General features: G+C 40.7%; 18 protein-coding genes. 10 read left to right on the top strand and 8 right to left on the bottom strand.

All coding sequences use genetic code 11. From position 1 onward, the window contains the following. Positions 1–10 precede the first annotated feature (10 nt). The gene (locus ACM2FC_RS08560) at positions 11–1,399 is read right to left on the bottom strand and encodes a cytochrome ubiquinol oxidase subunit I (RefSeq protein ID WP_498480484.1); all 1,389 of its coding nucleotides are present in this window, start codon (positions 1,397–1,399) and stop codon (positions 11–13) included. Positions 1,400–1,712: 313 nt separating this feature from the next. On the opposite strand from ACM2FC_RS08560, the gene ACM2FC_RS08555 reads away from it, so the two are divergent. Next, the gene (locus tag ACM2FC_RS08555; RefSeq protein WP_498480483.1) at positions 1,713–1,976 is read left to right on the top strand and encodes a DUF3081 domain-containing protein; all 264 of its coding nucleotides are present in this window, start codon (positions 1,713–1,715) and stop codon (positions 1,974–1,976) included. 79 nt (positions 1,977–2,055) lie between these two features. Here the strand turns inward: ACM2FC_RS08555 and kdgR are convergent, their stop codons facing one another. Beyond that, positions 2,056–2,847, bottom strand: a complete 792-nt coding sequence (gene kdgR, locus ACM2FC_RS08550) for a DNA-binding transcriptional regulator KdgR (protein ID WP_498480482.1) — start codon at positions 2,845–2,847, stop codon at positions 2,056–2,058. Between the two features lie 252 nt (positions 2,848–3,099). Between kdgR and kduD the strand changes: the two genes are divergently transcribed. From kduD to ACM2FC_RS08515, 7 genes are all read left to right on the top strand, one after another. Beyond that, complete coding sequence (gene kduD, locus ACM2FC_RS08545) at positions 3,100–3,861, top strand: 2-dehydro-3-deoxy-D-gluconate 5-dehydrogenase KduD (RefSeq protein ID WP_498480481.1); 762 nt, start codon at positions 3,100–3,102, stop codon at positions 3,859–3,861. Positions 3,862–3,877: 16 nt separating this feature from the next. Next, a complete protein-coding gene (locus tag ACM2FC_RS08540; RefSeq protein WP_498480480.1) occupies positions 3,878–4,426 on the top strand; it encodes a YgjV family protein in 549 nt (182 codons plus the stop codon). A 7-nt stretch (positions 4,427–4,433) separates the two neighbouring features. Then, positions 4,434–4,754, top strand: coding sequence for a cupin domain-containing protein (locus ACM2FC_RS08535; RefSeq protein WP_498480479.1), 321 nt, complete (start codon positions 4,434–4,436; stop codon positions 4,752–4,754). 35 nt (positions 4,755–4,789) lie between these two features. Further along, positions 4,790–5,434 (top strand): RpiB/LacA/LacB family sugar-phosphate isomerase, encoded by a 645-nt coding sequence (locus tag ACM2FC_RS08530; protein WP_498480478.1) that lies wholly within the window; start codon positions 4,790–4,792, stop codon positions 5,432–5,434. A gap of 424 nt (positions 5,435–5,858) precedes the next feature. Beyond that, complete coding sequence (locus tag ACM2FC_RS08525; protein WP_498480477.1) at positions 5,859–6,275, top strand: Hsp20 family protein; 417 nt, start codon at positions 5,859–5,861, stop codon at positions 6,273–6,275. Positions 6,276–6,407: 132 nt separating this feature from the next. Next, positions 6,408–8,306: a molecular chaperone DnaK gene (dnaK, locus tag ACM2FC_RS08520; protein ID WP_498480476.1), complete on the top strand. Its 1,899-nt coding sequence runs from the start codon at positions 6,408–6,410 to the stop codon at positions 8,304–8,306. Positions 8,307–8,424: 118 nt separating this feature from the next. Next, positions 8,425–9,327: a DnaJ C-terminal domain-containing protein gene (locus ACM2FC_RS08515; protein ID WP_498480475.1), complete on the top strand. Its 903-nt coding sequence runs from the start codon at positions 8,425–8,427 to the stop codon at positions 9,325–9,327. Between the two features lie 108 nt (positions 9,328–9,435). Here ACM2FC_RS08515 and ACM2FC_RS08510 read toward each other — a convergent pair whose 3' ends face one another. From ACM2FC_RS08510 to ACM2FC_RS08495, 4 genes are all read right to left on the bottom strand, one after another. After that, complete coding sequence (locus ACM2FC_RS08510; protein ID WP_498480474.1) at positions 9,436–10,191, bottom strand: carbon-nitrogen hydrolase family protein; 756 nt, start codon at positions 10,189–10,191, stop codon at positions 9,436–9,438. Positions 10,192–10,265: 74 nt separating this feature from the next. Further along, positions 10,266–10,754 carry a GrpB family protein gene (locus ACM2FC_RS08505; protein ID WP_498480473.1) on the bottom strand — a complete coding sequence of 163 codons (489 nt, stop codon included), beginning with the start codon at positions 10,752–10,754 and terminating at the stop codon, positions 10,266–10,268. A 483-nt stretch (positions 10,755–11,237) separates the two neighbouring features. Continuing rightward, on the bottom strand, positions 11,238–12,287 hold the full coding sequence (locus tag ACM2FC_RS08500) for an alpha/beta fold hydrolase (protein WP_498480472.1): 1,050 nt from the start codon (positions 12,285–12,287) through the stop codon (positions 11,238–11,240). Between the two features lie 494 nt (positions 12,288–12,781). Further along, a complete protein-coding gene (locus ACM2FC_RS08495; RefSeq protein ID WP_498480784.1) occupies positions 12,782–13,546 on the bottom strand; it encodes a hydratase in 765 nt (254 codons plus the stop codon). A gap of 716 nt (positions 13,547–14,262) precedes the next feature. On the opposite strand from ACM2FC_RS08495, the gene ACM2FC_RS08490 reads away from it, so the two are divergent. Then, a complete protein-coding gene (locus ACM2FC_RS08490) occupies positions 14,263–14,667 on the top strand; it encodes a VirK family protein (RefSeq protein ID WP_498480471.1) in 405 nt (134 codons plus the stop codon). Positions 14,668–14,897: 230 nt separating this feature from the next. Here ACM2FC_RS08490 and ACM2FC_RS08485 read toward each other — a convergent pair whose 3' ends face one another. Then, entirely contained in the window at positions 14,898–15,407 is a 510-nt protein-coding gene (locus ACM2FC_RS08485) for a GNAT family N-acetyltransferase (protein ID WP_498480470.1), read from the bottom strand. Between the two features lie 1,006 nt (positions 15,408–16,413). Between ACM2FC_RS08485 and ACM2FC_RS08480 the strand changes: the two genes are divergently transcribed. Continuing rightward, the gene (locus tag ACM2FC_RS08480; RefSeq protein WP_498480469.1) at positions 16,414–17,520 is read left to right on the top strand and encodes a DSD1 family PLP-dependent enzyme; all 1,107 of its coding nucleotides are present in this window, start codon (positions 16,414–16,416) and stop codon (positions 17,518–17,520) included. Positions 17,521–17,544: 24 nt separating this feature from the next. Here ACM2FC_RS08480 and ACM2FC_RS08475 read toward each other — a convergent pair whose 3' ends face one another. Beyond that, on the bottom strand, positions 17,545–18,210 hold the full coding sequence (locus ACM2FC_RS08475; protein WP_498480468.1) for a helix-turn-helix transcriptional regulator: 666 nt from the start codon (positions 18,208–18,210) through the stop codon (positions 17,545–17,547). Positions 18,211–18,848 lie beyond the last annotated feature (638 nt).

Below are 18,848 nucleotides of genomic sequence, written 5' to 3'. Positions count from 1 at the left end.
TCCTTCACTTTCAGTTGAGCCTGTTTGGGTGTGATGCAGGGGGTACTTGGGTGCCATCTGGTAACCGATTGCTCGGCGTCTGTTCATACTTAGAAGGTGATTTGCGCATTAAACGGACTAAATAAAAAAAGCCCGCACCGAAAACGCACAAATAGGTAATAACAAATGCGAGAAGCGATGCGCTCACTGCTGAAGCATCTACAGGTGATACTGAATCTGCGGTTCTGAGCAGTCCATAAACGGTAAAAGGCTGTCGACCCACTTCGGTCGTGATCCAACCAGCGAGCACCGCAATAAAACCCGAAGGCCCCCAAAAAACACATACTCGGTGAAAACGTGAAGCCGTGTAGAGTCGACCTTTTTTTCGCAACCATAAGCTAACAAGTCCAATCGCCAACATGCCAAAGCCAATCACAACCATCGTTCTAAAGCTCCAAAAAACAATGGAAACCGGTGGGTGATCTTTTTTGGGAAAAGCATCGAGCCCTTTTACCTCGCCATTGAGGTCATGAGTCAGAATTAGACTACCCAAACTAGGTATAGCGATTTGAAATTTCACCACTTGTGCTTCTTCATCAGGTATACCAAACAAGATCAGCGGAGCGCCCTGACGGGTTTCGAAATGCCCTTCCATAGCCGCGACTTTAGCGGGTTGGTGTTCAAGTGTATTAAGTCCATGAAAATCACCAGCAACAATCTGTAAGGGTGTCACCAAAGCGGCCATCCACATCGCCATCGAGAACATCGTTTTAGCTAACGGATTATTCGGTGATTTGAGTAGATGATGTGCACCAACTGCCGCTACAACAAAAGCTGTTGTCAAATACGCGGCAAGTAACATGTGAATCAATCGGTAAGGAAATGACGGATTGAAGACAATTTGAAACCAATCATCCGGGACAAACTGACCCGCTTCATTAATCGTATAGCCAGCCGGTGTATGCATCCAGCTGTTGACTGAAAGGATCCAAAATGCAGAAAGAAACGTTCCAAGAGCAACTATACAAGTAGATGCAAAATGCAACTTCTTGCCAACTTTCCCCATACCAAAAAGCATCACGCCCAAAAAGCCTGCTTCTAGGAAAAAAGCAGTGAACACTTCGTAACCCATAAGAGGTCCGAGTATAGGACCAGTTTTGTCTGAGAATACGCTCCAGTTTGTACCAAATTGGTAGCTCAACACGATTCCGCTCACCACTCCCATACCAAAACTGATGGCAAAGATTTTCAACCAATATTTGTAAAGCTGTAAATACTTGTCTTGGTTTGTTTTCAACCACAGCCCTTCAAGAACGGCAAGATACGATGCCAACCCTATAGTAAATGCTGGAAATATGATATGAAATGAAACGGTGAAGGCGAATTGTAACCTCGCCAAATCGATAGCTAAAGTATCCACTGGAGGTCAAACTCCTTTTGACAAACACTCCTTTCATTACGGTACATGTTGAAAAATCGATCAAAAAGTTAAGAGGTAAATTAAGCAAAGGTTCGTTCAGATCATCTCAATGTGTTTATTTTTTTAGAGAGTATTGTTACATCGATAGATCTCAGACAACGTCTAATCTTTTTAAAATCAAAGGAAAGATACGCTCAAAAAAGATTGGCCAAGTAGACATAAGTAGAATACACAACTTAAAGGTGATCGATAAGATGAACAAACACGTAACTATTAATTCGCAACACCTCGATTTTTGAAGCAGGAGCGAAACATGAATAATCGCCTCACAATTAGAGAGTTTTTAAGAGTATTTGATAAAGTCCGTTCAGAAGGCGACAAACTTGAGCACAAATACCAGTTGGGTGAAATGTTAGCATGGCACGATTATGATGGTTACACGTGTTGGTTAGGGTTTAAAGATGTAAAGGTGACTTTGATGTTTCATGGTTCATTGGATATCAAATACGCCGACGCATCAAATTACTCCGATTTCATTGAACAATGCCTCGCTTTAAGTGCTAATGCTGCAAGGTAGATAAAGACACCTCTTTGAGGCAATTCTATCAACTAGTATTCCTCAAAGAGCACCCGAATATGGGTGCTGTAACTTTCAATTAATCAACAAGAACTGGGTAATCGTGGTAGCCAAGCTGCTCCGAAATATTTTTCGCCGCTTTGTGTAATTGTGCGACATAGTCAGATAAAAGGTCTTCATTAAACCGAACCGTTGGAAATGAAATGGAAATGCCAGCAATGACTACGCCAAATCGGTCATAGATTGGCGTGGCGACACATCGTAGCCCCGGCTCTTGTTCTTCATTATCCTCTGCGAAGTGTTGTTCGCGCACCATCTCTAGCAAAGAAATGAACTGATCCGCATTCTCTACCGTTTTTTCAGTGTGCTTTCTAAACTCGACATTAGAAAGAATTTCGCGAACAGAAGCTTCGTCTTTTTCTGCTAACAACACTTTACCAATTGCGGTGCTATAGAGGGGATTTAGGCTGCCAATCCGAGATTGCATCCGTAAGTTATATCCAGAATCGATTTTATGAATATAGGTTATCGCACCCTCGCCTAACGCTCCTAGGTGCAACGCTTCATTAGTCTGCTCTGCAATAACTCGCATCTCTTTGTCAGCAATAGAAATCAGATCAACATACTGTAAAGATTTGGCTCCCATCTCGAACATTTTTATCGTGAGCGAGTACTTATCCGCTTCACCCTCTTGGCTGACATAGCCCAAACTTTTCATCGTCTGCAAAAACCGATATGTGGTTGACTTAGAAGACATCAACCTTTGAGAGAGTTCTGATACACCAATTTCCTTTTGGTCACCCATTGCCTCTAAAATGCTAAATACTTTCAATACTGAGGAGACTGCTTCGGGTTGAGTTGCTTTTTCCATCCTTCTACCTTTGTTATTTTTCTATCTAGGCCGATTATATCACCCATTTTTTTTAAAACACCTGTTCATAACGCGATTTACTGGTAAACAAGTGAAAAAAACAAGATATCTATCAATTTTTTTAAAACATCATTTCATTTTAAATTGAAAGCCGTTCTTAATTTCTGTTATCTTTAGTTCATCAACGGTGAGCATCCCTACAGAAACCCATATGGACATGGTCACTATATTCGACACCTTTGAGGTAAGCATATGATTTTAGATTCTTTTAATCTTCAAGGCAAAGTGGCCATTGTGACTGGCTGCAACACAGGGTTAGGTCAAGGTATGGCTCTAGGGCTTGCAGGTGCAGGCTGCGATATTGTTGGCGTTAACTTATCAGAACCGTCAGAAACAAAACAAGCAGTTGAAGAACTAGGGCGAAAGTTTGTCGATGTTCGTGCAAACTTGATGAAGCTAGATGACATTCCATCCATTGTCGATAAGGCCGTCACTGAACTAGGTCGAATAGACATTCTAGTCAACAACGCAGGCATTATACGCCGTAGCGATGCAATTGAATTTACAGAAAAAGACTGGGACGACGTAATGGATATCAACGTCAAGTCTGTATTTTTCATGTCTCAAGCCGTTGCTAAGCAGTTTATCGCTCAAGGAGAAGGAGGCAAAATCATCAACATCGCTTCTATGCTCTCTTATCAAGGTGGTATTCGCGTTCCTTCTTATACCGCGTCCAAAAGTGGTGTGATGGGCATTACACGTTTGATGGCAAATGAATGGGCAAAGGATAACATTAATGTGAATGCTATTGCGCCTGGCTATATGGCGACAGATAACACTGCCGCACTTAGACAAGACGAAGCACGAAACAAAGAAATTGTTGATCGCATCCCAGCGCAGCGTTGGGGTAAGCCAGATGACTTAGCAGGGCCTTGTGTATTCCTAGCATCAGCCGCGTCCGATTATATTAATGGTTATACCATCGCTGTAGATGGCGGCTGGTTATCTCGATAACTAAAAGTCAATAAAGGTGGAGCTACTTAATCTCGCACAACTCTTAGGAATGCTGAGTTTTGTCATCGGCATCTCCACTTTCTATCAGAAAAAAGATAGAACGTTGAAAATATTGATGGTGTTTTTGAACGTCAATCACCTTATCCACTACCTATTACTGGGTTCGGTGGCGTCTGCATTAGCAGCTTTGCTTTCGATGATAAGAACCATAACGTCAATTTATACATCGTCACTGTTGCTAGCGAGCTTATTTATATTTGCAAGTTGGTTGCTTGGATACTGGATTTCAGATTCTATTTGGCAACTCTGGCCAATATTAGGAACGAGCATAGGTACGTACTCGCTATTTGCTCTGACCGGAATCAAGATGCGCATAGGTTTTCTTATCGGTGCAGCTTGCTGGCTTACGAACAACATACTAGTTGGCTCTATAGGCGGAATGCTATTGGAAGCAACAGCAATATGTGTCAATGGCATTACAGTGTTTCGCCTCTATCGAGATCAACAGAAGCGTTTTGTGGTCAATGACCAAAAAACTGCGAACAAATTACAACACAACATTTAGGTATCTCATGTTTGTACACAATAAAGATATACAACTGGAAGATTTAGGTGATGGCATTTCACGCAAAGTCCTCGCCCACAGCGACAATATGATGGCAGTGGAAGTGCATTTTGAAAAAGGCGCGATTGGCGCTATGCACTCGCATCCTCACGAGCAACTGACTTATGTTCTTTCCGGTGAGTTCGAATTCACTATTGGCGGTGAAAACAAAATCGTGAAAGCTGGCGACACCATGTACAAAGAGCCAAATGTAGAACATGGCTGCGTATGCCTGGAGCAAGGCATCCTTATCGACAACTTTACACCAATGCGTAAAGATTTTATTTAATTAGACTTATTACAATCATACTGGCGGAGAAAATAATGAAAATCGCTCTAATGATGGAAAATAGCCAAGCTAGCAAAAACGCTGTCGTTTTCAATGAACTGCAAACTGCTGTACGTGACCTAGATTATCCAGTTTATAACGTTGGAATGTGTGACGAAAACGATCACCTCCTAACCTACATTCACCTAGGAATAATGGCGAGCATTCTGCTTAACTCAAAAGCCGCTGACTTTGTCGTGACTGGCTGTGGCACTGGTCAAGGCGCAATGATGTCACTTAACATCCACTCAGGCGTTGTATGTGGCTATTGTTTAGATCCTTCTGATGCGTTTCTTTTCAACCAAATCAACAACGGGAACGCGTTATCTTTGGCTTTTGCTAAGGGCTTTGGTTGGGGAGCAGAACTCAATGTTCGTTATATTTTTGAAAAAGCCTTCACGACTGGTGAGCGTGGACAAGGGTATCCACTAGAGCGCGCGGCACCACAGCAAGCAAACGCAGCGATTCTCAATGATGTAAAAGCTGCAGTTGTTAAAGAAAACTACCTTGATACTCTGAAAGCTATCGACCAAGAGCTAGTAAAAACCGCAGTGACAGGAGAGCGCTTCCAACAATGTTTCTTTGAAAACTGCCAAGTTCCAGAAATTGAGGCCTATGTTAAGTCACTGCTTGATGCATAATTGCTCACAGTGAAAACGTGCTAAACTCGCAATAGCCAGAGATGTTCCATTCTGGCTATTCCTCTATTTTATATCTGTTCACTCGCACTACCCTAACTGCGGTTTTCCTCGCTCCATTTAAAACCTCCCCCCGAATTAATCATTATAAAAACTAATTTAAATGTTGACATCAAAATATCGGAAGCATATATTAATTACACGAACCGCCTTATGGAGTTCATTCGCCGTTTACTTTGCCAAAAATTGGGAAGTATAAAGCGGTGAAAAGATAACAGATCGCAGTCAAATATTGCGGCTGTTTTTATATTTAATCATGAACTGATGTATGTCCTGCTTAGAGTCAAATAAGCGAAAGGAATACAAGTTCATCCTCTACACCTTTGTATGTGGTGTATAGGCTATTGCTTATTGAAAGGATAGTATTATGCGAAACTTAGATTTTTCTCCCCTTTACCGTCATGCCATTGGTTTTGATCGTTTATTCAACTTAGCTGAAAACAGCGCGAATAAATCATCAAGTGGTTATCCACCATATAATATTGAGCAAAAAGAAGAACATAACTACCGTATCACTATGGCTGTTGCTGGTTTTTCTGAAGAAGAGCTTACTCTCACACAAAACGAAAATATGTTGATTGTATCTGGTGAAATGAAGTCAGATGAAACGCAAAAAAATTACGTTTATCAAGGTATTGCAGAGCGCAACTTTGAACGTAAATTCCAACTTGCAGACTATGTAAAAGTGACCAATGCAACCTTGGAAAACGGTTTACTTCATATCGATCTCGTGCGTGAAGTTCCTGAAGCGGTACAACCAACAAAAATAGCGATCACTAAGTAGCTATTAGGCCTGAAGTAGGCAACTAACTTAGGCAGTCACTTATCGAAAAACCGACTGTCGAAGAATTAACTATTAAATGATTATTAAGCACATTCATTAGAAAAACTAATGGATGTGCTGGAGGGATATATTATGGGTAAAATTATTGGTATTGACTTAGGTACAACTAACTCTTGTGTTGCGGTTTTAGAAGGTGAACAACCACGTATCATCGAAAACGCAGAAGGTGAACGCACCACAGCATCTGTTGTTGGTTATACCGATGGTGAGACATTGGTTGGTCAGCCAGCGAAACGTCAAGCGGTGACAAACCCAACCAACACACTATTTGCGATAAAACGTCTAATTGGACGTCGCTTTGAAGATAAAGAAGTCCAGCGCGACATCGAAATTATGCCTTACAAAATTGTCAAGGCAGACAATGGCGATGCTTGGGTAGAGGCTCAAAGCCAAAAAATGGCTGCTCCACAGGTATCTGCTGAAGTTCTTAAGAAAATGAAGAAAACTGCCGAGGAGTTTTTAGGTGAAAAAGTGTCCGGAGCCGTGATTACTGTTCCTGCTTACTTTAATGACGCACAACGTCAGGCAACAAAAGATGCTGGTCGTATTGCTGGTTTGGAAGTAAAACGCATTATTAACGAGCCAACCGCTGCCGCACTTGCTTACGGTTTAGAAAAACAAGGCGGTGACCGTACAATCGCTGTTTACGACTTGGGTGGCGGTACATTTGATATTTCGATCATTGAAGTGGATGAAGTCGATGGCGAGAAAACCTTCGAAGTACTTGCTACCAACGGTGATACTCACCTTGGTGGTGAAGATTTCGATAACCGCTTAATTAACTACTTAGTGGATGAGTTCAAATCCGAGCAAGGAATCGATCTTAAGAACGATCCTTTGGCGATGCAACGGGTGAAAGAAGCTGCTGAAAAAGCAAAAATAGAGCTTTCTTCTGCACAACAAACAGATGTTAATTTGCCGTATGTCACAGCGGATGCAGCTGGCCCAAAACACATGAATGTGAAAGTGACTCGCGCAAAACTTGAGTCATTAGTTGAAGACTTAGTGCAACGCTCTTTAGAGCCATTGAAAGTGGCACTTGCAGATGCAGACCTATCTCCAGCAGAGATTACTGACGTAATCCTAGTGGGTGGTCAAACTCGTATGCCGATGGTTCAAGCAAAAGTAGCAGAATTCTTTGGTAAAGAAGCACGGAAGGATGTCAACCCAGACGAAGCAGTAGCAATGGGTGCAGCCATTCAAGCTGGTGTACTTGGCGGTAATGTCAAAGATGTCCTACTACTGGATGTTACTCCACTCTCGCTTGGTATTGAAACCATGGGCGGTGTAATGACCAAACTTGTTGAAAAAAATACCACTGTGCCCACAAACGCACACGAAGTATTCTCAACAGCAGAAGACAACCAAAGTGCAGTGACTGTACATGTTTTACAAGGTGAGCGTAAGCAAGCAATGTACAACAAGTCTCTAGGCCAATTTAACCTTGAGGGTATTCAACCCGCACCACGTGGAATGGCTCAAATTGATGTCACGTTTGACATTGATGCTGATGGAATATTACACGTCTCTGCGAAAGACAAACAATCTGGCAAAGAGCAAACCATTATAATCCAAGCTTCGGGCGGATTGAGTGAAGCTGAAATTGAAAAAATGGTACAAGAAGCAGAAGCGAACAAAGAGGCTGACAAGCAATTTGAAGAGCTAGTGACTACTCGTAACCAAGCGGATCAATTGATTCACTCAACTCAAAAACAGATGGAAGAGCTAGGGGATGCACTTCCTGAAGATAAGAAGGCTAAGATTGATAGCGCAATTTCTGAACTGGAAGAAGCTAAAAAAGGCGACAATAAAGACACTATTGATGCTAAAGTTCAGGCACTAGTTGAAGCATCTAAAAAGCTAGTGGAAATTGCGACGCAGAAGGCTCAAAATGCACCGTCTGCAAATGGAGCTCAAAATCAACCTCAGCAAGATGACGTTGTCGATGCAGAGTTTGAAGAAGTTGACTAAGGAAAATATAGACAGGTGAAGCCTACAAAGCTTCATCTACTATTAACCTTAGACGCAAGTATCAATGGGCGTATGATGTACGCCCATTTTTTCGATTAATTATTAGAGAGGTGACAGCATGTCCAAGCGGGATTTTTATAGCGTGCTCGGTGTTTCGAAAACAGCCTCAGAAAAAGAGATCAAAAAGGCCTACAAGAAGTTGGCCATGCAGTATCATCCGGACAAAAACCCAGATGACACTGTAGCTGAAGCAAAGTTTAAAGAAATCAAAGAAGCATATGAAGTGCTCACAAACAAAGAGCAGCGTCAGCAATATGATCAGTTTGGTCATGCTGCGTTTGATAAAACAGGTTTCGGAGGCCAAGGTCAACGAAGCCAAGGTTTTGGTGGGTTCGAAGATATTTTTGGTGGCGCATTCAATCAACAAAGCCAAGGCTTCGGTGGTGACTTTGCAGGATTTGAAGACATATTTTCTCAAGCTCGTGGTGGTCGAGGCCAAGCACGACCAAGAAAAGGACAAGATATCGAGTTTACCTTAACGGTGGACTTTGTAGATGCAGTCCAAGGGGCAGAGAAAGTTGTAGAGCTGCCACTAAATGGTGAACAAAAAAAAATCAATGTCAAAATTCCTGCCGGAATTAATAATGGTGAAAAGATTCGCTTTGCAGGAAAAGGCTCTGCAGGAGTCAACGGTGGACCTGCAGGAGATATGTTGCTCATTATCGCAACACGGCCCCATGCCTTTTTGGAAAGAGATGGCAATGACCTGATTTACAACTGTAAAGTAGATATGGTGACTGCGGCTTTAGGTGGTGAAGCTGAAGTGAATGTGATTGATAATCGCTTTAAGCTCAAGATACCCGCTGGCACACAAACGGGCAGAAGATTTAAAATGACCGGTAAAGGTGTAACTAGCCGAAAAGGCCAAACAGGCGATTTGTACGTGAAAGTATTTGTTGAAACACCAACAAATCTAACCGACAAACAACGCTCGATATTGGAGGAATTTAAGGCTGCATAAAGCCTGAAAATATAATTAGCTCGGAGACATTCAGTCCCGAGCTAAGATTTTCCAATCGAACTTCACTTTGGCTCTATCGACAAACTCTAAATATACTGAGTATTGTTGCTAGCAGGAAAGAAACCTCGTGCTTTGGATTTCTTGGTCATCTATTTTACAAAGCACGATCCCTTCATCTACACCACTTCCTTGCTCCGCTATTCTACCTTTCCTATCCCAAACACCACTTTTCCCGGCTGCATCCCATCCTCCTGTTTTACCAACGTAGTTTGACAATAATACAGGTGCATTCAAGTTAACGGCGATTGAAGAGAGAGCGTCACTATCTAAAGAATATCCCGATTTAGAAATCAAAGCGCTCACTATATACGCGTCGACATGATGAGACTTGGCGTCATCTATATGCTTCGGTTCTAAAAAATCTGCACATATAGCTAACGATACTTTCATGTTTTTGATAGTGAAAAAGTAATTCTCATTGCCAAGACTACAATACTCACTTTCACCTTGGTGAAGGTATTGCTTTCGATATACTTCTGTCTTTGCGTTAGGGAAGCAAATGATAGCTCCGATATTCGGCTTTGAGCAATCAGTCTTTAATGGGCATCCCGCTATTACCACTATATTCTTTTCAATCGAAATACGTGATAGCTGCTTTACTATCGGAGAATTGATATCAATAGAAAATGTATCGGCCGAAGCCAGTTCATAGCCTAATAAAGACAATTCAGGAAATACGATGATATCCGCTCCAGACTCAGTGGCTACGCTTGTAACTTGCTTATGCCGCTCCAGATTTGCCTCAATATCAAACGGAGTAACTTTAATCTGTGCTAACGCTAACGACACTTCACTAACTACCACTACTACCTCAATCTAATCCAAAATAGTAAATATCGGCTCATCTTAAGCGATTAAAAATTGGAGTCAATTTGGCTCTAGTGCATCGAAGGCGCTTGCTCAGAGTTCAACACGTGTTCAATAAAAAGAGATTTTTTCTGTCGATATTCATCCGATGTCATCCCAGTACAAGCTAGCTTCAGATCATTATATTGTTTTACTAAACTGGGATTTGAACGTAGTCGATCCCTAAAAGTTAAAAAATTTTCAAACCTAGAACCATTAACCACTAATTGAATAGCCACGTCATCATTTATAGATTCAAGCATACACAGTTCCTTTGTTCTTAATGTATCTAGCTTTTCTACGAATTCTAATTGTTCAAGCAGCATTATCGAGGACTCGAAGTGCACTTTCTCTACCCCGACAAATATGTCCAAATCACCTTTTGAAACTGTTTCGGCAATTGAAGAAGAACCTATGTGTTCGATCCTTGCTGTGGGAATTAGCTTGTTAAGCTTTAGCGAGTAGGAGTCGAACCGTTTAATACAGTCTTCTTGATAATCCTGAGCGGCAAAAAATTTCATTAAAGATATCCCTAATTAAGTGAAAGGCATGCAGTAGTGAACACTTTGAAGTTGAGACATATTAGCCAACCATCAAGCTGCATTTATCCTTCCAAACCCGCTTATGCCGAAAATATATAGGCTCATGATAGATACAAGAAAGGGCGTTTAAAGTCTAAACGCCCTGCCTTTTACCTTCGAGACTAACCTAGATCTTTTGACTAAAAGTGACTTGATAACTTCCAATTCCCTCATAAGTCATGGTCGTTGGAGTATCAAAATCAAGCTCAGCAATACCACAGTAAGATCCCGTGATGATTGTGCTGACTGAATAAATTCAACAAAATGCCACGATACACATTGGGATAAAGTGGCTTTATAAATCAGATGGATAGATATAATGATGGCTCACTTAAGCGAAATAAACCATACAGTTTCATATTGATCGATAAAAGTCAGATGATCTATAAAGTATTCCGAACTTTACACCATATATCCTCCATCCTAATCGGGCGAGTGTTTACTGTGAAATTCTAATGCATTAGATAATGCTTTAGAAAACAAAGAGAAATTTTCTAGTTGAGGCACATGACCAAGCCCTTGTATTTCAAACAAATTGGCATTCTTTATTTCATTGACTGCATTGTGAGCCAGCTTTGTAAACTGTCCCAATTGATAGTTGGTATCTGGTTTTTTCCAAGCTCTACCTGGAGCCGTGGTATCTCGCGTACCAATAATTAATGAGGTAGGCATGGATAGTTTCTGTAGTTCTTGAACTACGGGGCCTGTAAAAATCATGTCATAAGTGAGTGCATTATTCCATGCTATGATTGGCCAATCTGGGCCATTTATCCAGCCCTCGAAAGCCGTCAGCCTTTGTACATACTCCGGCTTCCATTTGTTATCGTAATAGTATTTTTTTTGGTAGGCTTTTACGCCTTGTATCGTTTTCTTCAGCTCGGATTGGTAGAAGAACTCTGGATCTTTGTACTCTTCGTATTGAAGATAGTCCTCAAGCCCTAATGGGTTGATAACAATTAACTTTTCTACATCATTTCCGTACATCAAAGAATAGCGGATCGCCATCATGCCACCCATGGAATGTCCCATGACAATAACTTTGTTCAGATTCAAGCTTTTTACCAATAGGTGGGTATTTTTAGATAAATTCTCGAAGCTGAATTGGTAGTGAAGAGGCTTTGATGATTTACCAAACCCGACTTGATCCACAATGAGTACACCGTAACCTTTTGCTGAAAGCCAGTCAGCGGTCGATTTCCAATAATCAGAGGTGAAGTTCTTGCCATGTAAAAGAAGTAGTGTTGGCATGTTTCCGGTGGAAGGAAGGTACATATACGCTATCTTGAGTGCTTGGCGCTGACTTTGAATGTTGAAGTATTTGACTGGATAAGGATAGGGATAGTCTTTCAGTAACTTTCCGTACTTTAGAGGCTCCCTGCCGTTGGTGTCTGCCATCGTTTGCCAGCTAAACAGTGCGGCAAGAAAAAAGATGAGTCCCGTTATTACGGAGTAACTTTTATGCTTCTGCATCATAGAGTAAAACCTTTAAAATAAATATGCAGTATACTATTTTTAAGTTTATATATTTGAATCTATTACTTAATTTTGGATGCTATTCAAGTCTTATCCGCACCAGCTGTTTTGGATACTGAGTTAAGAGAGTTTGAAACTGCCTCAAGATGAGGCCGAAAAATATCTGTGGCTCTCAGGGTAATCGCATAAATGTTTTTTAAGCAAAAAGGTTCGGCAAGTAATCCCAACTTGGACAAGGTTATTGCATCAGTTCGGCAACATTAGATGATAAACAGATTGGTCAAGCCGTTCGAGGGCTCTGGGCTGATGAAAAAAGCCTTTGTTGGGTTTTGGATGCGATGATGTCGGAAGCTGCTCATAGACAGTGGAGAGACACGTAGATTTGCTAGCCTACTTCTTACTGTAGCGCCAAGAATTGATTAGTAATATTGATAACCAATATTATCCCGCCCTAAAATAAGTTAACGATTATTAGGACGGGGTTTACAGATAGCCTAGATATTCTGACTAAAGGTGACTTGATAACTTCCAATTGCCTCATAGGTAATGGTTGTTGGTGCATCAAAATCAAGCTCAACAATACCACAGTAAGATCCTGTGATAATCGCCTCTCCCGCCTTAAAGCTGGTTCCTCTGCGAGTCATATAATTAATTAACCAATAAATTGGTGCTTGAGCCGATTGGTTTGGGTGCTTGCCAGCAAACACTCGCTTTTTCTCGCCTTGAGAAATCGTTACGGCAACTTCTGCTGCGTTGAACGCCTTATCTCTTGATATTTCTGGGCCAATAAACATTCCTTGATTGACAAGGCAATCGGCGAGTTTCTCGTAAAATTCAGCACCAGAATCTTCTGCAAAGCGAACTTGCATTAACTCAAGAGCCATATGGCAAGAACCAATGGCATCATTGATTTCCTCTTCACTATAACCGTCTGCTTTAGCTGGAAGTTCTTTACCTAAAACAAAGGCGATTTCTGGCTCAACCCGAGCCATACCGTTATCAGCAAACAGTTGACACTGTTCACCGCGTTGGATTGTCGCTGCAAAAATAGGAGCAACGACCAACTTATCTTCAGCAAGTGGAAGCAAACACTTCCAGCCTCCAACCATATCACTGTGTAAATCAATCATTGAAGATTGAATATGTAAGGCATCATCTAGGTTTTCAGGACGTTGCGGTATGTCTAAGCGCGGCGCTTTCGTACCTGCTACTCTGCGATTTAAAAGCTCTGACGCTGCTAGTCTATAGTCATTCATAATATTGTATTACTTTTGTTGAAGTTGAGATTATTGTACCAATTAACTTCTTGTATAACATACTGATTTACATTAAAAGTGAGCTCAACTTAACGTTCCAAGTTTGATTATTTTAATTTTAAAAACACTTACAGCCGCAGAAGCCACTACGAATGGCATAAGTTTATTGAAGGGCGATAACACTTTCGAAGCACACTTAACTGTAACATCCCACAAACGAAACCACTTAGACCGATTACATCTGAGTTTTGGGCCTACAACGAGTAAGAGCTCATTTAGTTTTCGACCCACGAACAACGCATTTGGACCCACTTTATTTAAGAATTATACTAGAGCCTATTAATGTCGTAATGTGCGACAGAATTACTTGGTGATCACATGTACTGAACGGTCTTCCTAACGCGATAATGCCCCAAAACGTTTCAGTCTGGCTAGCCCGAGGTATCTCTTGAGCTAGGGTTAGCCTTCGAATAAAGTAATTCGATGCTCTCGTATTTAAACGCATATCTTTTAGAGGGTATACTACGTACGATGCCGTCACTACGAGGTAGTCAGTAAAACTGTCATCGTTTTGCGTTGTGATTTCTACTTCTGTATCTTCGGCCTTTGCTTGTGGTACATATCACTCTTTTTTATTCAAGTGGAAACGCCTGTTTTCAACCCAAAACTTGAATGTTAATGTTGTATTCTAATTCACGGAAAGATTAGGTAACTTTACTATGAAGTATGTTTTGGCCGCTTCGTTGGCTATGTTAGCTAGTAATGTCAGTGCATCTACACTGAAAAATTATACGGATGTCTATGCAGCGCTGAATAAAGGAAAAGAAATCACAGTGGTGGCTGATTTTTCTAAATGTGAGCCAGCTTTTGATGTATTAGCTCAAATATCACCGAAGGAAGTAATGATAACAGGTGAGTCTGTTAAGTTTTCTTCTTTGCACTTCACTCTCAATAACCCTCATTATTCTTCTACTCCCATATACGAGTATAACGTCTACTCTATCACCCAAAAAAATCAATTATTGCTGCAAACACAAATTCTTAGCGCTGACAGCATGAAACCGGTTGGAAATAAAATTGAGATTACTTGCTTTCTTAATAGAGGTGTTCATATTACCGATTGATAGACTACGGTAATTTTAGTGGCATGTTAACTAGCGAGTGTCGCAATACAATAAAACTTGGCAGTTTTTACCTGTGTGTTGAATCAAAAGGGTAGGACAAGCAAAACAGCTCCCGCCCCAAAACTTTCACAGAACTAGGTTTCCAATGGGCTGATGACTATTAAGTTCCACCCAAATAAAAGTAATTTCGGTCAACTTATAGGAGTTAGCAACCAAGCGAAAAACAATAGCTATTGGTGCCTATACACACACCACTGACTATTTCTAAATTCAATATTTTTTTCAAATGACGCATTGACAGAGATAGCAAGATTTTTAGAGCGTAGGTTATCTGAATGGATAAGACTGATAAGTCTTTTATCGGACAAATACTTTTTCGCTATAGCTAAAGTTGACAATGTCGCTTCTTTTGCGAAACTTTGCCCCCAAAATTCTCGGGAGAGGGCCCATTTAATCTCAGGCTCTGGCCACTCAATAGGATACCAGAAACCGGATATACCGATAACTTTTTGAGTTGACTTAAGCTCAATTGCGTAAGGACCATAGCCTTTAATCTGCCAGTGGCCAATCATACAGGCAAGTAATCGCCATGTATCCGCTGGAGACATATCCCTATTTAGGGTGTACTGGGTTGCTTCTCTATCAGAATAGTACTTGTGGAGATCTTGCCAATCACTCTCAACGAATTGTCGTAAAAACAATCTTTCCGACTCTGTTGATTCTGGAACTAAATATTTCATAGGACAACACTGGATTGAATTTGGGAAATAATGACAGGCGAAGAAAGAAGATTCAAGTATACACTACCGGTGTTTAATGGACTAACGCGATATTGCCCATATCCACACAGCTCTAGATTACAAATCGCTGACGAAGCTCGTGCTTTTTCCCCGTAAAACTGAAGCGACTAACTCCATTTTTTTACGGATTTTAGGCTGAATGCTTGTTGTCGACATGGAACGACACGACAATCAAAGAGAAATGCGCCTGATTAAAAGTGAATTTACATCTTAAACGGTAGCGAGGTAGGGAACACTACTGTCAGAGAAATCTCGCAACGGAGCCCATTGATACCTACAGAAAATGTCAGGCTAGACTTTTACATACCAAGTCAATAAAACCCAATTAATTGAACGGCTATGAAAAAATGCCCACTAACGTGGGCAAACAGTCACAATGCTCAAGATTTTTGTGAAGAGGCGAGCATAAAGTTAGTTGGCTATGTATAGCGCACCCAGCAATTGGTTAGGGTAAAGCGCTATTGTTTTATGCAATATAAGCATCTCAAACAATGAGTACTCCACTAGAGAATATTAATACACAACTAGTTGCACAAAAACGAAATACAAAATAACTACATATTTTCTAATGGTCAACACTTTTTCTAAAAGTAAATAATTAAAATATTATATTATGATGAAGGTGGAAGTGGAATTAACTAGCAGAGTAACCAGCAGTAAAATTTAACACATAACCAGCAATGTAAAATAATAGAATTATCACTATCAGCGGGTGTTCAGTTCAGTTACTCTTCTACTATTAGCTTCAATTAAAACTAAAAAAATCTAATCCAATTCCCCCTAATTCTTAATCAAAACTTCAGTAATAAACATAGTCGAGTTGACCATTGTTTTATAAAAAAACCGCTGATATAGTTGAAGGTTTAAAAACATATAATTCATCATAAAAAACAGAATTTATTACCAAGTTATTCCTATAGGCTATAATACAAATTAAGGATTCTTAATGGATATCCATTCGCTAGATACTCCCGCACTAATCGTTGATCTCGATAAAATAGAAAACAACCTGAAATCTATGCAACAACGCATAGATAGTTTAGGGTTATCACTTAGACCGCATACTAAAGCTCATAAAATACCTGCTATAGCACAAATGCAATTAGACGCTGGCGCGAAGGGCATTTGCTGCGCGAAGCTTGGTGAAGCTGAGGTGATGGCGAAAGGCGGAATAAAGGATATTCTGATTACCACGCCGATAGCAGGGCAAGTGAAAACACAAAGGCTAACATCCCTTCATCAGCAATATCCAAGCACCCGTTTTATCCAAGTCATCGACAGTGCCGCTCACGTTGCCGAAATCGCCCTCGCAGCCAAGCGAGCAAATATCGTGGTCCAACTCATGATTGAAGTGGAAAGCGGGCAGCAGCGCTGCGGTGTCGACGTAGGTGAAGAGCTACTCAACCTAATCCGTATTATTGTAAGTACCGATCATGTCGCTTATGCTGGTATTCAAGCATATTCTGGGCATTTACAACACATCCCAACCTTGTCAGAGCGCAATCGAGTCGCTAGAGCTGCTGTAGAGAGCCTGTTCGATTTTGTTGAGAGCACACTTAAACCACAAGGGTTAGCGCCTGAAATAATAAGTGGCGGAGGTACTGGTACATTCGCTGCGTATCAAGGATTGGAGTTCACTGAAATCCAAGCGGGTTCTTATGTCTTTATGGACGCAGCCTATCGTAAAATTGGTGATGAAGAAAATGATTCTGTTAATAGTCAATTTGATTGCTCGCTAAAAGTAATCAGTACCGTAATTAGTAAGCCGAATAGTAATAGAATCGTTATCGATGCAGGCATGAAGAGCCTGTCTATTGATCTTGGCATGCCAATTGTAGAGCAAGAAAAGGGTGTGACTTACAAGAGTGGCGGCGATGAGCACGGTATCTTGATTTCAGATCAAGGAGATTGCGCACTAACTCTTGGTGACAAGGTCATCCTAGTTCCATCTCACTGTGACACTACTCTAAACAACTTTGACACCTTGTATGGCGTCAGGAACGGAAAAGTTGAACAGCAATGGGCAATTGAGGGTCGAGGTCGTTCAGACTAGCACCGACCACGACTCATCGTATAACTAATTGAGCACTTTATGGCGAACTAGGTACTTGGCTGGGATGTATTTATCCCAGCCATTGTGCTTACAAAAGTCGATCGCTTGTTTGGTTGAATGCACTCCAAATTTGCATCGAATGTTTTCGATATATTTCCTAACAGTGTTGTATTGTAGTGATAACGCAGTAGCAATTGTTTTGGCCTGCTCACCAGACAATAACAGGTACAGTACTTCCCACTCTCGCTCTGTCAGCATCGATGACGGAGGGTTCAACAAAATAGACGTCGGTTTGCGGCCAAAAGTAGTATAAACGTCCTTATCAAGACACCTTGCTGGCTCTGCCCAAAAATATACCCCGATTAAATTGTCTCGCGCATAAAAAGGTTTCTTGTGAAAAATCCACCCCTCTAGCAGTTTGTGTTTACCAAAGGGGTGTATTTCTATTGAAGACTTGGTCGCATCACTTTTAATAACAAGCTGGTCATGGGCTTGGAACTCTTTCTCAAACTCATGAGTATACGTAGGCAGTTCACCATCAAACTTACCCTCAATGTCATATTGCCGAGATAGATTCTGCATCCTCCTATATGCAGGATTGATATACAGAAAACGAGAGTTGAGATCTTTTACACCACATGGCCACTCAAAATTTTCCCAAAACGACAAAAGGTCTTGGCTCACATCCATAGTTGTGTCCCTAAAAAAATTGATTATCGGTTCACATTCGCATCATAAAATAGCCTACAAACAGGTTCTAATAAATAGCTGTCAATCAAGTAACAAAATGTAAATCCAATTCTATTGGAAATAACATTCTTGTTGTTACTTGGATGATAATAACAATTTACTCACTAATATCGGCAATAAATAGAATAATCAATATATTCAAAATTAAGAAGTCACCAACTATGCATAAGCGTGTTAAATAAAAGTTTTAATTACTCGTTTTCTTTACTTTGTATATTAACTTTTGACTATTTATTCATCTGAAAATTCATTTATTGAAGGAATGTACTCGCGTACAACCCTACTCCAATACTCGCTATAAAATCAAGGTGGAGTACACGGAAAGAGCCCTAAAATAACCATGCTTGATTATGTGCGAAATACTAACGTATATACGACTTGCTTACTTAACCGAAGAAGAACCAGAAAAAATAATTCGAAGAACTTGGTAATAAATGTCATTCCTAAGAAGATTTCGTCCATTTTCGCGCTCGTAAGACCGTTCAATACTTGTGATCACCAAGCTATTCTGTCGCATATTGCAACTCTAATAAGCTCTAATGCAATTCTAAAATAAAATGAATCCAAGCTTACTATTT

The sequence above is a fragment of the Vibrio sp. A37 genome (assembly GCF_059777565.1).
The sequence above is the reverse complement of the archived record's forward strand: the minus strand, read 5'-3'. Positions and strand labels throughout refer to the sequence as shown.

Excerpts from the sequence above, each read along its gene's own strand:
- kdgR (WP_498480482.1), bottom strand. The coding sequence starts at position 2,847 with ATGGAAAAAGCAACTCAACCCGAAGCAGTCTCCTCAGTATTGAAAGTA.
- dnaK (WP_498480476.1), top strand. The coding sequence starts at position 6,408 with ATGGGTAAAATTATTGGTATTGACTTAGGTACAACTAACTCTTGTGTT.
- kduD (WP_498480481.1), top strand. The coding sequence starts at position 3,100 with ATGATTTTAGATTCTTTTAATCTTCAAGGCAAAGTGGCCATTGTGACT.
- ACM2FC_RS08535 (WP_498480479.1), top strand. The coding sequence starts at position 4,434 with ATGTTTGTACACAATAAAGATATACAACTGGAAGATTTAGGTGATGGC.
- ACM2FC_RS08525 (WP_498480477.1), top strand. The coding sequence starts at position 5,859 with ATGCGAAACTTAGATTTTTCTCCCCTTTACCGTCATGCCATTGGTTTT.
- ACM2FC_RS08490 (WP_498480471.1), top strand. The coding sequence starts at position 14,263 with ATGAAGTATGTTTTGGCCGCTTCGTTGGCTATGTTAGCTAGTAATGTC.
- ACM2FC_RS08555 (WP_498480483.1), top strand. The coding sequence starts at position 1,713 with ATGAATAATCGCCTCACAATTAGAGAGTTTTTAAGAGTATTTGATAAA.
- ACM2FC_RS08500 (WP_498480472.1), bottom strand. The coding sequence starts at position 12,287 with ATGATGCAGAAGCATAAAAGTTACTCCGTAATAACGGGACTCATCTTT.
- ACM2FC_RS08505 (WP_498480473.1), bottom strand. The coding sequence starts at position 10,754 with ATGAAATTTTTTGCCGCTCAGGATTATCAAGAAGACTGTATTAAACGG.
- ACM2FC_RS08530 (WP_498480478.1), top strand. The coding sequence starts at position 4,790 with ATGAAAATCGCTCTAATGATGGAAAATAGCCAAGCTAGCAAAAACGCT.
- ACM2FC_RS08485 (WP_498480470.1), bottom strand. The coding sequence starts at position 15,407 with ATGAAATATTTAGTTCCAGAATCAACAGAGTCGGAAAGATTGTTTTTA.
- ACM2FC_RS08480 (WP_498480469.1), top strand. The coding sequence starts at position 16,414 with ATGGATATCCATTCGCTAGATACTCCCGCACTAATCGTTGATCTCGAT.
- ACM2FC_RS08475 (WP_498480468.1), bottom strand. The coding sequence starts at position 18,210 with ATGGATGTGAGCCAAGACCTTTTGTCGTTTTGGGAAAATTTTGAGTGG.
- ACM2FC_RS08515 (WP_498480475.1), top strand. The coding sequence starts at position 8,425 with ATGTCCAAGCGGGATTTTTATAGCGTGCTCGGTGTTTCGAAAACAGCC.